Origin of the sequence: Yersinia enterocolitica, assembly GCA_002082245.2 — a bacterium.
In the GTDB taxonomy this organism is placed as follows: domain Bacteria; phylum Pseudomonadota; class Gammaproteobacteria; order Enterobacterales; family Enterobacteriaceae; genus Yersinia; species Yersinia enterocolitica_E.
In genome coordinates this window covers 2,077,979-2,092,054 of the sequence record NBTC02000002.1, presented here as the reverse complement: position 1 = coordinate 2,092,054, position 14,076 = coordinate 2,077,979, and the positions used below count along the sequence as shown (strand labels likewise).

Sequence of the window (14,076 nt, the reverse complement as noted above, 5' to 3'; positions counted from 1 at the left end):
GTGCGCGGGGTAATCCCTCGTTGCATCCTTAATGTTAAGGATGCAGTGACTTTAACTATCGGAGTATTATCGATAGTGAGACTAAGTTACTCAGCCGATGCCATTTAACATCGACTGGCCGCGCTTAAGTATGTACAGCAGTTTTATCAGGCACAAATTATGACCGCTACTGCACCTAATACAGCACAACAGCTTCAATATATTAAAGACAGTATCAAAACCATCCCCGATTATCCAAAAGCGGGAATACTGTTTCGTGATGTGACCAGCTTGCTAGAAGATCCATTAGCCTATGCCGCTAGCATCGAATTGCTGGTAGAGCGCTATCTGGGTAAAGGCGTGACTAAAGTAGTGGGTACTGAAGCTCGCGGCTTTCTGTTTGGTGCTCCGGTCGCCCTGTCGCTGGGTGTCGGTTTTGTTCCGGTGCGTAAACCCGGTAAATTGCCGCGGGAAACTATCAGCGAAAGCTATGAGTTGGAGTATGGCACGGACAAACTTGAGATCCACACCGATAGCATTAAACCGGGCGATAATGTCTTAGTGATTGACGATTTGCTGGCTACCGGCGGCACAATCGAGGCAACGGTTAAGCTCATCCGTCGGCTGGGTGGCGTCGTGACTGACGCTGCATTTGTGATTGATTTGCCTGAATTGGGTGGCGAAGCGCGCCTGACTCAGCAAGGGATCACTTGCTATAGTTTGGTCTCGTTCAGCGGGCATTGATTTTATCCCCAAAGAATGTGGAGTTGCAGGTAGGCTGCAAGTGAATACATCCCGATAAACTTACCCAGGTAGCTTATTTGGGTGAATGAAAGCTGCCAACAGCACTCTGGACTGAAAGATGGTAGGCATAATAATCTGGTGGTCATCAACGGTGACCGTCAGATTATTCGATGAATGTCGGGAAAATATTATCAATGCAAACTGCCATTCACTTATTAGAGTGGCAGCGAATAAATACGTGAAGACCCGCCCCATGGGTGATAACCCAATCCAGTAAAAGTAAAACCATACTTTTCGTAGAACCCGATATGGTCAGTACATAAATGTAGTGTATCAAAACCTAATTGTTTGGTTTCTTTAGCAATATGCTTGATCAGTAATTCACCATAAGCATACCCTCGGTGTTGCTCTTCAATATAAAGCGCACATAACCAAGGGTACAGATCCATACGGCTAATAAAATCATTGGTGATTAATCCAGCGCAACCAATAATTTCATTATTCATTTCCATCAAATACCATTGAGGTAAAGGATTTTTAGCTGCAATACAAAGACTGATGCAATCCTGATAAAGCATTTTAGTCTCTTCCGTGGCCCACTTATTCTGAAAATAGCGGATAGATTGATCTTTATACTCAGGGTGACTTCTCACCGAGATGATTCTTATCATTATTATTTTCCTAACGCACTAATTATACTCACTATTTTTGGTAAAGATCCCAGCGATTACCGTAAATATCTTCGAATACAACCACCATGCCATATTTCTCTTTGCGAGGTTCTTCGCAGAATGTCACTCCTTTTGATTTCATCAACTCATAATCACGCCAGAAGTTATCTGTCTCAAGAAAAAGGAATACTCGACCACCACATTGATTACCAATAAACGCAGTTTGATGGTCATTGGATGCCCGAGCTAGCAATAAACGACACTCACTGTCTTCTGTCGGCGAAACCGACACCCAACGTTTCCCTGGTTGTGCCTCATCTTCTCGCAGAAAAAAACCTAACTTTTCGGTATAAAATTCAATCGCTTTATCGTAATCATCAACGACGATAGCAATATAGCCCATCCCTCTTTTTTTACTTGTCATAAATCCGTCCATTGTTAATTGACCCAAACTGGGTGCCGCTGATTATTAACTATAACTTCTTGATAGCCTAGGCATCGGCACCGATTGAATACCATGCAAAATCCAGCAGTCAGGGAAGCACCTTACACTCTGCTAATCTCCGTTACCTGTCAGAGCAAATTTCCGATCGTACTAAGGCCGGTATTTCGGAATAGATTGCCAGCATAACATCCAGATTGTGGAATAAAAATGAACAGGCCACCGTTGTAAAATTCATTGCTGGCAATATCGATTCTTTCAACATGGGGGAGAGTCCGAAAGGAAATAAGAACGGGTTTATTACGGCATCGCAGGGTACAAAGAATCGACAACTCTACTTCCACAAAGTAAATTTGTGGGAATGACGATGGGCGTACTGGTACACTAAGATTCAACCTGTAGCTATTCGGGTTAATGTGTTCAAAAACAAACCACTTAATATATGTAGGTTAAATAGTGGTTTTTTTACTGGTGATTAAATTATTCTTTATAAATCAATGATGAAGTATTAATGAGCTATCAGGTCCTTGCCCGTAAGTGGCGCCCCCAAACGTTCGCAGACGTCGTTGGTCAGGAGCATGTCCTGACGGCGCTGGCTAATGGCCTTTCATTAGGGCGAATTCATCACGCCTATCTATTCTCCGGCACCCGTGGCGTTGGCAAGACGTCGATTGCACGGCTATTAGCCAAAGGTCTTAACTGCGAAACCGGCATTACAGCGACGCCTTGCGGTACCTGTGCTAACTGCCTGGAGATCGAGCAAGGCCGTTTTGTTGACCTGATCGAGATAGATGCCGCCTCGCGCACGAAGGTAGAAGATACCCGAGAACTGCTGGATAACGTTCAATATGCTCCAGCCCGTGGCCGCTTCAAAGTGTACTTAATTGATGAAGTGCATATGCTGTCGCGCCACAGTTTCAATGCGCTACTAAAAACACTTGAAGAGCCGCCAGCCCATGTGAAATTCTTGCTGGCGACTACGGACCCTCAGAAACTGCCGGTGACCATCCTTTCCCGCTGTTTGCAATTCCATCTCAAAGTGATTGATGTTGAGGTTATCCGTGGGCAGCTTGAAAAAATATTATTGGCAGAGCAAATCAGTAGTGATGCGCGTGCATTGCAATTATTGGCACGGGCGGCCGATGGCAGTATGCGAGATGCGCTTAGTCTGACAGATCAGGCCGTTGCGATGGGCGATGGGCATGTGACGACAGCTACAGTCAGTCAAATGCTGGGAACGCTGGATGACGAGCAACCCTTGGCGATTATCGAGGCGCTGGTCAGTGCCGATGGTGCGCGGGTGATGGCTCAGGTAGAACAAGCGGCATCACGTGGTGTCGATTGGGAAAACTTATTGGTCGAAACCCTAAGTTTGCTGCACCGCATTGCGATGGTGCAACTGCTGCCATCAATGTTGGATAATCACTATGCGACGGTTGAGCCTCGGTTACGCGAACTGGCCCGCACATTGCCACCTGCTGATATTCAGTTATATTATCAAATTCTGTTAGTGGGCCGCAAAGAGCTGGCTTATGCGCCGGATCGCCGCATGGGGGTTGAAATGACCTTATTGCGAGCGTTAGCTTTTCATCCTAAAGCGATAATTGCCGAACCGCAGAGTGTATCTGTCAGTGCGCCAGCAGCGATTGGGGGTAACAATGCACCGCAGCACTCCCCAAATACGCAACAGCCCGCATCTACTCACTCAGGGCCACCGCAAGATGCACCACCGCTAGGGCTTGCCGCTGAAGTGAGTACTCAGCTCCCAGATTCTACTGCGCAGCTCCTTCAGGCACGGACCCAGTTGTTGCGACAATCCGGGACAACCACACCAAAAAAGAATGAGCCGGCAGCGCCAGGAAAAGCGCGGCCGGCAACCTCGGCACTGGAGCGTCTAGCTTCGGTGACTGAGCGCAGCCAGCAGCGTCTGGCCGCTAAATCAACCGAAGAAAAGAAACCGGCGAAGAAAGAAGCTTATCGCTGGACCGCGCAAAATCAGTCTGAGGTCGTAGCTGAGCCAGTTACCACGCCTAAGGCGTTGCGCTCTGCGTTAGAGCATGAAAAAACACCGGAGCTTTCTGCCAAATTGGCTGAAGACGCCATGGTGCGGGATCCTTGGGCGGCAGAGATAGATAAGCTACATGTTCCGAAATTGGTACAGCAGCTTGCGTTGAATGCATTTAAAGAAGAAATAGAACCGGGTAATATTTGTCTTCACCTGCGTTCTAGCCAGCGGCATTTAAATTCGCCCACGGCACAAAAGGCGCTGGCTGATGCATTGAGTGAATTACACGGTAATGCTGTCACACTTAGCGTTATCGAAGATGACAACCCGGCGGAGCGTACTCCGCTGGAATGGCGGCAGGCCATTTATGAAGAAAAGCTGGCACAAGCACGCCAGTCGATTATTGCGGATAATAATATTCAGACACTGCGTCGTTTCTTCGATGCAGAATTGGATGAAGAGAGTATCCGGCCGGTTTAACCGCTGCGGTAAGTGCATGGTGTACTGACGCGGCCCCTTGCTATGAGAGATGACTATGTTTGGTAAAGGCGGTATTGGCAATTTAATGAAACAAGCCCAGCAGATGCAGGAAAAAATGCAGCAGATGCAGGAAGAAGTCGCCAAATTGGAAGTTACCGGTGAATCTGGCGCGGGCTTGGTAAAAGTAACCATCAATGGGGCGCATAACTGCCGCCGGGTTGAAATTGACCCAAGCCTATTGGTTGAAGAAGATAAAGAAATGCTGGAAGATTTGATTGCTGCGGCATTGAACGATGCAGCGCGTCGTATCGATGAAACGCAAAAAGAGAAAATGGCTTCGGTCTCCAGTGGTATGCAATTACCACCAGGCTTTAAGATGCCGTTCTGATGCAAACCAGTCCACTCCTTGAGTCATTAATGGAGGCGTTGCGCTGCCTGCCGGGCGTTGGCCCGAAATCAGCGCAACGTATGGCATTCCAACTGCTACAGCGTGATCGTAGTGGTGGAATGCGGCTGGCGCAGTCATTGACCCGTGCGATGTCCGAAATCGGTCACTGTGCTGATTGCCGGACATTTACCGAGCAAGACCGTTGCACTATCTGCTCCAACCCACGCCGGCAGCAGAATGGCCAACTCTGTGTGGTCGAAAGCCCGGCAGATATCCATGCTATTGAACAAACCGGCCAGTTTGGTGGGCGTTACTTTGTGTTGATGGGGCATTTATCTCCCATGGATGGCATTGGCCCTGGCGATATTGGTTTGGATTTGCTGGAAAAACGGCTTGAAACTGAAACTATCACTGAAGTCATTTTGGCAACTAATCCGACCGTAGAAGGGGATGCCACTGCCAACTATATCGGCCAGATGTGTGGTCAGTATGGCGTATTAGCCAGCCGTATCGCTCATGGCGTACCAGTAGGCGGCGAACTGGAAATGGTTGATGGTACGACATTATCGCACTCACTGGCTGGGCGTAATCCTATTAAGTATTGATCCCATTATTTATTGTGGGCGACAGTCTTGTTATTGATTATCTTACGAATAAATTCGTTAGGGATAATAAGTCAATCGCCCTCGATTCTCTATTTTTTTCTATCCTCATACTTGAAACTTTCACCTATTGGCCCCATCTGATACTCATTGTTCGATTTTATGTACCTGTCGGTAATTTGGATTGAGGTAATTAATGAGTATGAAAGGTCAAGAAACCCGTGGATTCCAGTCTGAAATAAAACAACTCCTCCATTTGATGATTCACTCGCTTTATTCCAATAAAGAAATTTTCTTGCGCGAGTTGATCTCTAATGCCTCTGATGCGGCAGACAAACTGCGTTTCCGCGCGCTGTCTAATCCTGAATTATTTGAGGGCGACGGTGAGCTGAGAGTGCGTTTATCTTTTGATAAAGAAAAGCGTACTTTGACTCTAAGTGATAACGGCATCGGTATGAGCCGTGACGAAGTTATTGATAATCTTGGTACCATCGCGAAGTCAGGGACCAAAGCATTCCTTGAGTCTATTGGTTCAGATCAAGCCAAAGATAGCCAATTAATCGGCCAGTTTGGTGTCGGTTTCTACTCCGCATTTATTGTGGCAGATAAAGTCACCGTCCGTACCCGTGCAGCCGGTGCGCCTGCTGATGCTGGCGTATTCTGGGAATCGGCAGGCGAGGGTGACTACACCATCGCGGATATCACCAAAGAAGAGCGTGGTACAGAGATAACCCTGCATCTGCGTGAAGGTGAAGACGAGTATTTGGATGATTGGCGCTTGCGCTCAGTCATCAGTAAATATTCAGACCATATTGCTTTGCCAGTTGAAATTCAAAGCAAAAATGAAGAAGACGGCACGGTCACCTGGGAGAAAATCAATAAAGCTCAGGCATTATGGACGCGCGGCAAAGCAGAGATTACTGACGACGAATATAAAGCATTCTATAAACATATCGCGCATGATTTCACCGACCCGATGAGTTGGAGCCATAACCGCGTCGAAGGTAAGCAGGAGTATACCAGCTTGCTGTATATCCCAGCTCAGGCCCCGTGGGATATGTGGAATCGCGACCATAAGCATGGTTTGAAACTTTACGTGCAGCGCGTGTTCATTATGGATGATGCTGAGCAGTTCATGCCGAATTACCTGCGTTTTGTTCGTGGTTTAATAGATTCTAATGATCTACCGCTGAACGTCTCGCGTGAGATTCTGCAAGACAGCCGCATTACTCAGAATCTACGTAGTGCGCTGACTAAACGTGTGCTGCAAATGCTGGAAAAACTGGCTAAAGATGATGCTGAGAAATATCAGCAGTTCTGGCAGCAGTTCGGTATGGCGCTTAAGGAAGGCCCAGCGGAAGACGGTAGCAATAAAGAAACTATTGCCAAGTTACTACGCTTTGCTTCAACCCATACCGACAGCTCAGCGCAGACAGTGTCTTTGGAAGATTATGTCAGCCGTATGACTGAAGGGCAGGAGAAGATTTATTACATCACTGCTGACAGCTATGCTGCGGCGAAGAACAGCCCTCATCTGGAACTGTTCCGCAAAAAAGGCATTGAAGTATTGCTGTTATCTGATCGCATCGATGAATGGATGATGAGCTACCTGACCGAGTTTGACGGTAAAGTTTTCCAGTCAGTCAGCAAAGCAGATGACTCACTGAATAAGCTGGCAGATGAAGAGCGTCCAGATCAGCAAGAGGCCGATAAAGCGCTGGAGCCATTCGTTGAGCGGGTTAAAACCCTGCTGGGCGAACGCGTGAAAGATGTCCGCCTGACGCATCGTTTGACGGATACGCCAGCGATAGTGACGACTGATGCCGATGAAATGAGTACGCAGATGGCGAAATTGTTTGCTGCTGCGGGCCAACAGGCACCAGAAGTGAAGTATATCTTTGAATTAAATCCTGAACATAGCTTGGTTAAACGCGCTGCTGATGTGACTGACGATGCTCAGTTTGCTGAATGGGTAGAGTTATTACTGGATCAATCGCTGTTAGCTGAACGGGGAACATTAGATGATCCTAACCAGTTTATCCGCAGAATGAATCAGTTATTAACGGCTTAATTGAGTAATAGAACGCCTCAGATAGATGTGTTATCTGAGGCGTTTTTTTATTTATTTTCAATGGGTTGTTTTTTTATTTCTCCTGGATGTCATTGATTCTCTCCTGCTAACCGGCCTCGCGCGCCTTGAGCCAACCCCCCTGAAAATGGTATGGTTGCTTGTTTTCCGCAATTTCGATTTTTTTAAGAGCTTATCCCCGTTGGCGTCATTGTTGCAGCCAGTTTTAACATGGACAGCGCGGAAGAGCCGGAGCGTACACATCGTACGTGAGGATCCTGAGCACTGCCTTGGTTCAAAATGGCAAATAAAATAGCCCTAATGGGATAGGCTCTAAGTAAAAACACATAGAAAAACTACATAGCAAGGGGATTTACGCAATGCGTATCATTCTGCTGGGCGCTCCGGGCGCTGGTAAGGGTACTCAGGCTCAATTCATCATGGAGAAATACGGTATTCCGCAAATCTCTACTGGTGATATGTTGCGCGCCGCTGTAAAAGCAGGTTCTGAGTTAGGTCTGAAAGCGAAAGAAATAATGGATGCCGGCAAACTGGTTACTGATGAGCTGGTTATCGCATTGGTTAAAGAGCGTATCACCCAGGACGATTGCCGTGATGGTTTCCTGTTAGACGGGTTCCCACGTACTATTCCTCAGGCTGATGCCATGAAAGAAGCCGGTATCAAGGTTGATTATGTGCTGGAGTTTGCTGTACCAGACGAGTTGATTGTTGAACGCATCGTCGGGCGTCGAGTACATGCTGCTTCAGGCCGTGTTTACCACATTAAATTCAACCCACCTAAAGTTGAAGATAAAGATGATGTGACAGGTGATGAACTTACTATTCGTAAAGACGATCAGGAAGCCACTGTTCGCAAACGTCTGATCGAATATCATCAACAAACCGCACCACTCGTTTCTTACTATCGTAAAGAAGCTGATGCAGGCAATACGCAATATTTTAAGCTGGACGGAACCCGTAAAGTAGCAGAAGTCAGTGCAGAACTGGCGACTATTCTCGGTTAATTCTGGATGGTAAGATAGCTAAGGCGGCCTAAGGTCGCCTTTCTCGTTTTACGGATCTCGTTGAAGACTTATTCGTAAGCTCGAATAATAAGCGTAATATCCCCCACAAGGATTTTGCATCATGCAAAGTAAGCTCGGCGTATTAATGGTCAACTTGGGGACACCGGACGCCCCAACACCGCAAGCAGTAAAACGCTATCTGACTGAGTTCCTGAGTGACCGCCGGGTGGTTGATACTTCCCCGTGGCTGTGGTGGCCTCTGTTACGCGGTGTCATTTTGCCTATTCGATCTCCTCGCGTGGCTAAATTATACCAATCAGTCTGGATGGACGAAGGGTCACCGTTATTGGTCTATAGTCGGCGGCAACGGAAAGCATTGGCGGCACGTATGCCAGAGATCCCGGTTGAGTTAGGTATGAGTTATGGCTCACCAAATCTGCCAGATGCTATCGATAAGTTATTAGCCCAAGGTGTGACTAAGCTGGTGGTTTTGCCGCTTTATCCGCAATATTCCTGTTCGACCAGTGCCGCTGTGTGGGACGCTGTTGCCCGTATTCTGAAAGGATATCGTCGGTTACCATCGGTTTCTTTTATCCGTGATTATGCCGAACATCCCACCTATATTTCGGCATTACAGCAAAGTGTTGAACGTGCTTTTGCGCAGCATGGCAAACCTGACAGACTAATACTTTCCTTCCATGGTATTCCTAAGCGCTATGCTCAACTGGGGGATGATTATCCACAACGTTGTGAAGATACTAGCCGCGCGTTACGTGGCAAATTGGTGTTGCCAGCCGAAAATATCATGATGACATATCAGTCTCGCTTTGGTCGTGAACCTTGGTTGACGCCTTATACCGACGAGACATTAAAAAGTCTCCCCGCCCAAGGTATTAAGCATATTCAGCTGATCTGCCCTGGTTTCTCTGCTGATTGTCTTGAAACACTGGAGGAGATCAAGGAGCAGAACCGGGAGATTTTCATGCACGCCGGTGGCGAGAAATTTGAATATATTCCTGCGTTGAACGACGATGAGGGGCATATAGACCTTTTAGAACAGTTGATAAAACAAGAAATTGCTCAACTATCTCTTAATTCGTAATTTTTATGTATCGATTGGTATATTAATGATATGTGATTACATATTTACCTACTCCTTTCTCTTGTAATGCCTGTTTAGATGTATGAGAATTAGGCTTTTATAAACAACAGGTATGTAAGTATGTGACTTAACTGTTTGTTTTTATTTGATTTTTAAGTTGAGCAAAAGACTGAAGTTTTAGAGTAGTGCATTGGTAGCTGTTAAGCCAAGGGCGGTAGCGTGATTTTATTTTTCACGATTTGAATTTATATATTTTTGAGAGATATACTCTGTATTATGAGAGATAAAAATAATTGAGTATCTTTAGCAATCATGAACAATATAGTCTAATCCAATAACTGGAAATGAAAATGTCAGTTTTACGAAGAAATATATTTTCTTTACTTCTATTACAAGGCAGTAACTATATTATTCCACTCCTTACATTGCCATATTTAACTCGAGTTTTGGGCGTGGAAGGTTTCGGTATCTATAGCCTTACTCTTTCTTTAGCACAGTATTTTGTTATTTTAATAGATTTTGGATTTAATTTATCGGCCTCGAAGAAAATTGCTGAACATCAAGATAATCCAGAATATATATCTAAAGTTTTTTTTGAAACACTTTATTCCAAATCAATATTATGCGTCATTTCAATTCTTATAATTATTTTACTTACGATTACAAGTACGCATGCTGTTATCCAAAGTGAGTTGATTTATACTGTATTAATGTTAATTGGTACCACGTTAATGCCTGCGTGGTTTTTCCAAGGCATAGAAAAACTATCTGTTGTGACAAATTTAATGATAGTAGCAAAGCTATCAATGCTACCTTTATTTTTTATTTTTGTTCACAGTGATGCGGATATAAAATATGCAGTAATAATTCAATCGTCAATGAATTTATTGGCTGGTATCATAGCAATAATATATATATATCGGAAAAAACTTGTAAGAGTAGTTAACTTCTCTAGTCTAAAGATAGCGCATACATTAAAAGATTCTTTCCCGATATTTTTTGCAACATTATCTATTAGTCTTTATACCATGAGTACGACAATTATAATTGGTATATTCAGTAATGTTTATGAAGTCAGTATATTTACGGCAGCTGATAGAGTTAAAGGGGCTATTTTAGGTGTATTTTTAGTTCTAGGAAATGCATTTTACCCCAGAATAAATTCGTTATTGGTTAATAAAAAAGAAGAGGCCTACTCTTTAATCAGAAAGATTTTCTATTGGCAGGGTGGCTTGTGCATTGCTATAACAATTTGTGTCATAGTTTTCTCTAAATTGATTACTAAAATAATGTTTGGCTCTGAATATTCGGAGGTATCAACACTTTTAATTTTATTTTCTCCTGTTTATATTCTGGTTATACAATCGACTGTACTAGCTAACTACATTTTATTACCTCATGGGTATAAGAAATCTTATACGATTTTACCAATGATTTCGGCAGTAATTCATATCCCTCTTTGTGCATATCTTGCCTCTAAATATGGAGCTTGGGGCGGTATTATTTCAATTATTACTATTGAGGCTTTATCATTTATATGTTTGATTATTATTCTTAAGAGAAAAAATCTCTTATTTGAAATACTTTCGAGAAACAAACATGGATAATAAAAAAATACTTTCGTTGATTATACCTGTCTATAATGCTGGTAAGTATCTTGAGTCATGCCTAATTTCTGTATTTTCACAATGGGATAACATGCTTGAAGTTATCATTATCAATGATGGTTCAACTGATAACTCTGCTGATATAATCAGTAAATATAGTAAAATATATGACTTTAAATATTTGTCACAAGATAATTCAGGTGTATCCGTAGTGCGAAATAAAGGTGTAGAGATCGCCACAGGAGATTATATAGTCTTTGTCGATGCTGATGATATCTGGTGCGATAAAATATATTCTAGTATCAAAAAAATAATTATAAAAAATGCACCTGATTGTATATTATTTAACTACATTGAATTAACTGAAGGTAAAGAAAATAAATTCGATTTAATAAATAAGAATGAATTCACTAAAAGTAATCTAGAATCAGTTAAGATTGGTATAGCCAATAGTGAAATGTTTTATCTCTGGCGGTGTGTTTTTAATAAAAATATCTTTGACAATATAATTTTTGATGTTGGACGTAGATTTGAAGATCAATTGATTTTTCCTATTTTAATTAGTAAATGTGAATCCATCTATGAAAGTAAGGATTACATTGTTAAATATAGACAAAATCCAAATAGTATTACTAAAAACCTGAATGTTTCAGATCTTGATGATAGCGAGGTCGGGCTGTTAAGATTTAAAGATCAGTATATAAAATATCATAGTAGATATTGGACTGCGATTATCGCAAGTGTATTTGTATCTCATATATCTAAATGTGCCAGAATATACCATATTGATAAAAAAACAGCACTGAGGAGTTATAGGAAATCTTTCGAAATAATATCATTAAGGCCAATTATTTCTTCAGGTAACATAAAGTCTATTTTATATTATATATTTAGCGATATAATGTTTTATCGATTGGTTTCGGCTGTTAAAAATGAGGTGAAAAAATAGTATGGTTACTGTTACTATATTTACTCCTACTTTTAATAGAGCTAAAGTGCTAAAGCGCTGCTATCTTTCCATATTAGAGCAAAATAGAAATGATATTGAGTGGTTAATAATTGATGATGGTTCGATAGATAACACAATTGATGTTGTAAATAATTTTCAAAATGAAAATAGAATAAAAATAAGGTATATCTATCAAGATAATAGTGGGAAGCAAGCTGCTTGGAATAAGGCGGTAGAGAATGCGAGTGGTGAGTATTTTATCGGGTTGGATTCCGATGATGCTCTTATTAGTGGTTCAATAAGCAAATTACTTTCAATAACAAAAGTACTGGATGATAAAGACATTATTGGTATAAGAGCTTTGTCTGTTAGCTCAGAAACAATGAAACCTAATAATTATTACTTATCCAATGAAGATAAGAAAAGCTCATGGTTAGATGAGTTTCGTTCAGGTATCCGTGGTGAGAGAATTGATTTGTTTAAAACAGAGTACTTACAAAAATATTATTATCCAGTTAAGCCAGGAATTAATTTTATTCCTGAAATTTGGTTTTATAGTACGATATCTAAAGAGTATTCATTTTTTTATAGTTCAATTCCAGTTCGCATCTTTTTTGATGATGAGAAAACGAACCGGCTCAGTCAGTCCTCAATAAAAAAGCATGCAATAGGCCATTATATCTCGCGTAAGGCATTACTGGGTAATACTCCAAAGGTTGTATGGTTATATAGGCCATTGGATTTTATAAAAACTATCATACGTATTAATCAGGCTATCGCTATGATGGATGAGAAGTATGTAATTGAAGAAAAAAATTCACTCTTACTTAAAATTGTTACACTGCCTGGTGTAATAATTCGTAAAATTAAGTCACAACAAGGGATTTCATGAAAGTAATTGCTTTCTTTGGTGGCGATATTAGTCTCACCGGTGGTACTGAGAGAGTCAGTTTAGCTCTTGCTAACTATCTGGTTAAAGATGGCTATCGGGTTATTATTATCAGTTTAAGTGGTAATGCTTCGCCTTTTTTTCATGCAGATGAAAGAATAAAAATCGTATCACTTTTTGATAAAAAAAAACGCTTCTCACTTGCTTATTTGTCTGTCGTTTTTAGATTACGCCGTATCTTAATAGATGAATCAATCGATGTTTTGATTGATGTTGATACAATGTTAGCATTATTTAGTACTACAGCTTTATTAGGAACCAAAACAAAACATATCTCGTGGGAACATTTTAATTATAAAAATGATCTAAATATAAAGTCACGAAAACTAGCCAGGAAAGTAGCAGCCAAATATGCTGACGCAGTAGTCACGCTAACAGAAAAAGATCGCCAGTATTGGCTAGAAGAAAATAAATATCCAGAAAGAATAATATCGATACCTAATCCATTGCCCTTTGATGTAAAAGATAAACTAATTAAAAAAAAATCAAAAAATGTTTTGGCTCTAGGACGATTTACTTACCTGAAGGGTTTTGATCTCTTAATCGATATTTGGGCTAAAGTACAAGAGGAAAATCGTGACTGGAAACTTATAATCGCAGGTGATGGTGAGGATAAGCAATTTTTATTAGATAAAATAAAGAGATTAAATCTTAAGAATATAGAGTTACTACCCACTACTCCTTATGTGAGAGAGTTATATAATCAGTCTAATATCTATGTAATGACTTCTCGGTTCGAAGGATTCCCTATGGTTTTGCTTGAAGCTAAAGCAAGTGGACTACCGATAATAGCTTATGATTGCGATACTGGCCCTTCAGAACTCATCACTGACCATGAGGATGGATTTATTATACCCTTTGATGATAGTGATAAATTCGTAAAAAAACTTCTCATACTGATTAATAATGAAGAATTAAGAGAAACCATGTCAATTAAATCATTAGAGAATGCAGAACAGTATAGAATAGAGTCTACGATCGGAAATAAATGGAAAAACTTGATCGAAATGTTAATGAGTGAAAATAGAGTTTAGAATTTAACTCCAATTGGATAAGAAGATACCA

Annotated in this window: 13 protein-coding genes; 11 read left to right on the top strand and 2 right to left on the bottom strand. The window is 41.8% G+C overall.

The annotated features are described in order from the left end of the window. The first annotated feature begins 159 nt into the window (after positions 1-159). A complete protein-coding gene (locus A6J66_011100) occupies positions 160-723 on the top strand; it encodes an adenine phosphoribosyltransferase (GenBank protein ID PNM24681.1) in 564 nt (187 codons plus the stop codon). A 215-nt stretch (positions 724-938) separates the two neighbouring features. On the opposite strand, the gene A6J66_011095 is transcribed toward A6J66_011100, so the two are convergent. Together A6J66_011095 and A6J66_011090 are read right to left on the bottom strand one after the other, a co-directional pair. Then, positions 939-1,394 carry an N-acetyltransferase gene (locus tag A6J66_011095; protein PNM24680.1) on the bottom strand — a complete coding sequence of 152 codons (456 nt, stop codon included), beginning with the start codon at positions 1,392-1,394 and terminating at the stop codon, positions 939-941. Between the two features lie 31 nt (positions 1,395-1,425). Beyond that, the gene (locus A6J66_011090) at positions 1,426-1,797 is read right to left on the bottom strand and encodes a VOC family protein (protein PNM24679.1); all 372 of its coding nucleotides are present in this window, start codon (positions 1,795-1,797) and stop codon (positions 1,426-1,428) included. Positions 1,798-2,347: 550 nt separating this feature from the next. Here A6J66_011090 and A6J66_011085 point away from each other — a divergent pair. The 10 genes from A6J66_011085 (at position 2,348) to A6J66_011040 (ending at position 14,045) form a co-directional block, all read left to right on the top strand. After that, positions 2,348-4,321 carry a DNA polymerase III subunit gamma/tau gene (locus A6J66_011085; protein ID PNM24678.1) on the top strand — a complete coding sequence of 658 codons (1,974 nt, stop codon included), beginning with the start codon at positions 2,348-2,350 and terminating at the stop codon, positions 4,319-4,321. Positions 4,322-4,376: 55 nt separating this feature from the next. Then, positions 4,377-4,709: a nucleoid-associated protein, YbaB/EbfC family gene (locus tag A6J66_011080; protein PNM24677.1), complete on the top strand. Its 333-nt coding sequence runs from the start codon at positions 4,377-4,379 to the stop codon at positions 4,707-4,709. Then, the gene (locus tag A6J66_011075; GenBank protein ID PNM24676.1) at positions 4,709-5,314 is read left to right on the top strand and encodes a recombination protein RecR; all 606 of its coding nucleotides are present in this window, start codon (positions 4,709-4,711) and stop codon (positions 5,312-5,314) included. The genes A6J66_011080 and A6J66_011075 overlap by 1 nt, the downstream gene beginning before the upstream one ends. Positions 5,315-5,507: 193 nt before the next feature. Continuing rightward, positions 5,508-7,382: a molecular chaperone HtpG gene (locus A6J66_011070; protein ID PNM24675.1), complete on the top strand. Its 1,875-nt coding sequence runs from the start codon at positions 5,508-5,510 to the stop codon at positions 7,380-7,382. Positions 7,383-7,759: 377 nt separating this feature from the next. Beyond that, entirely contained in the window at positions 7,760-8,404 is a 645-nt protein-coding gene (locus A6J66_011065; GenBank protein PNM24674.1) for an adenylate kinase, read from the top strand. Positions 8,405-8,522: 118 nt separating this feature from the next. After that, positions 8,523-9,506 carry a ferrochelatase gene (locus A6J66_011060; GenBank protein ID PNM24673.1) on the top strand — a complete coding sequence of 328 codons (984 nt, stop codon included), beginning with the start codon at positions 8,523-8,525 and terminating at the stop codon, positions 9,504-9,506. Positions 9,507-9,856: 350 nt separating this feature from the next. Then, on the top strand, positions 9,857-11,113 hold the full coding sequence (locus A6J66_011055) for a flippase (protein PNM24672.1): 1,257 nt from the start codon (positions 9,857-9,859) through the stop codon (positions 11,111-11,113). Next, positions 11,106-12,062 carry a hypothetical protein gene (locus A6J66_011050; protein ID PNM24671.1) on the top strand — a complete coding sequence of 319 codons (957 nt, stop codon included), beginning with the start codon at positions 11,106-11,108 and terminating at the stop codon, positions 12,060-12,062. Before A6J66_011055 ends, A6J66_011050 begins: the two co-directional genes overlap by 8 nt. A 1-nt stretch (position 12,063) precedes the next feature. Beyond that, positions 12,064-12,954 carry a glycosyltransferase family 2 protein gene (locus A6J66_011045; protein ID PNM24670.1) on the top strand — a complete coding sequence of 297 codons (891 nt, stop codon included), beginning with the start codon at positions 12,064-12,066 and terminating at the stop codon, positions 12,952-12,954. After that, complete coding sequence (locus A6J66_011040) at positions 12,951-14,045, top strand: glycosyltransferase family 4 protein (protein ID PNM24669.1); 1,095 nt, start codon at positions 12,951-12,953, stop codon at positions 14,043-14,045. The genes A6J66_011045 and A6J66_011040 overlap by 4 nt, the downstream gene beginning before the upstream one ends. Positions 14,046-14,076: the final 31 nt, after the last annotated feature.

Excerpts from the sequence above, each read along its gene's own strand:
- A6J66_011100 (PNM24681.1), top strand. The coding sequence starts at position 160 with ATGACCGCTACTGCACCTAATACAGCACAACAGCTTCAATATATTAAA.
- A6J66_011095 (PNM24680.1), bottom strand. The coding sequence starts at position 1,394 with ATGATAAGAATCATCTCGGTGAGAAGTCACCCTGAGTATAAAGATCAA.
- A6J66_011090 (PNM24679.1), bottom strand. The coding sequence starts at position 1,797 with ATGGGCTATATTGCTATCGTCGTTGATGATTACGATAAAGCGATTGAA.
- A6J66_011085 (PNM24678.1), top strand. The coding sequence starts at position 2,348 with ATGAGCTATCAGGTCCTTGCCCGTAAGTGGCGCCCCCAAACGTTCGCA.
- A6J66_011080 (PNM24677.1), top strand. The coding sequence starts at position 4,377 with ATGTTTGGTAAAGGCGGTATTGGCAATTTAATGAAACAAGCCCAGCAG.
- A6J66_011075 (PNM24676.1), top strand. The coding sequence starts at position 4,709 with ATGCAAACCAGTCCACTCCTTGAGTCATTAATGGAGGCGTTGCGCTGC.
- A6J66_011070 (PNM24675.1), top strand. The coding sequence starts at position 5,508 with ATGAGTATGAAAGGTCAAGAAACCCGTGGATTCCAGTCTGAAATAAAA.
- A6J66_011065 (PNM24674.1), top strand. The coding sequence starts at position 7,760 with ATGCGTATCATTCTGCTGGGCGCTCCGGGCGCTGGTAAGGGTACTCAG.
- A6J66_011055 (PNM24672.1), top strand. The coding sequence starts at position 9,857 with ATGTCAGTTTTACGAAGAAATATATTTTCTTTACTTCTATTACAAGGC.
- A6J66_011050 (PNM24671.1), top strand. The coding sequence starts at position 11,106 with ATGGATAATAAAAAAATACTTTCGTTGATTATACCTGTCTATAATGCT.
- A6J66_011045 (PNM24670.1), top strand. The coding sequence starts at position 12,064 with ATGGTTACTGTTACTATATTTACTCCTACTTTTAATAGAGCTAAAGTG.
- A6J66_011040 (PNM24669.1), top strand. The coding sequence starts at position 12,951 with ATGAAAGTAATTGCTTTCTTTGGTGGCGATATTAGTCTCACCGGTGGT.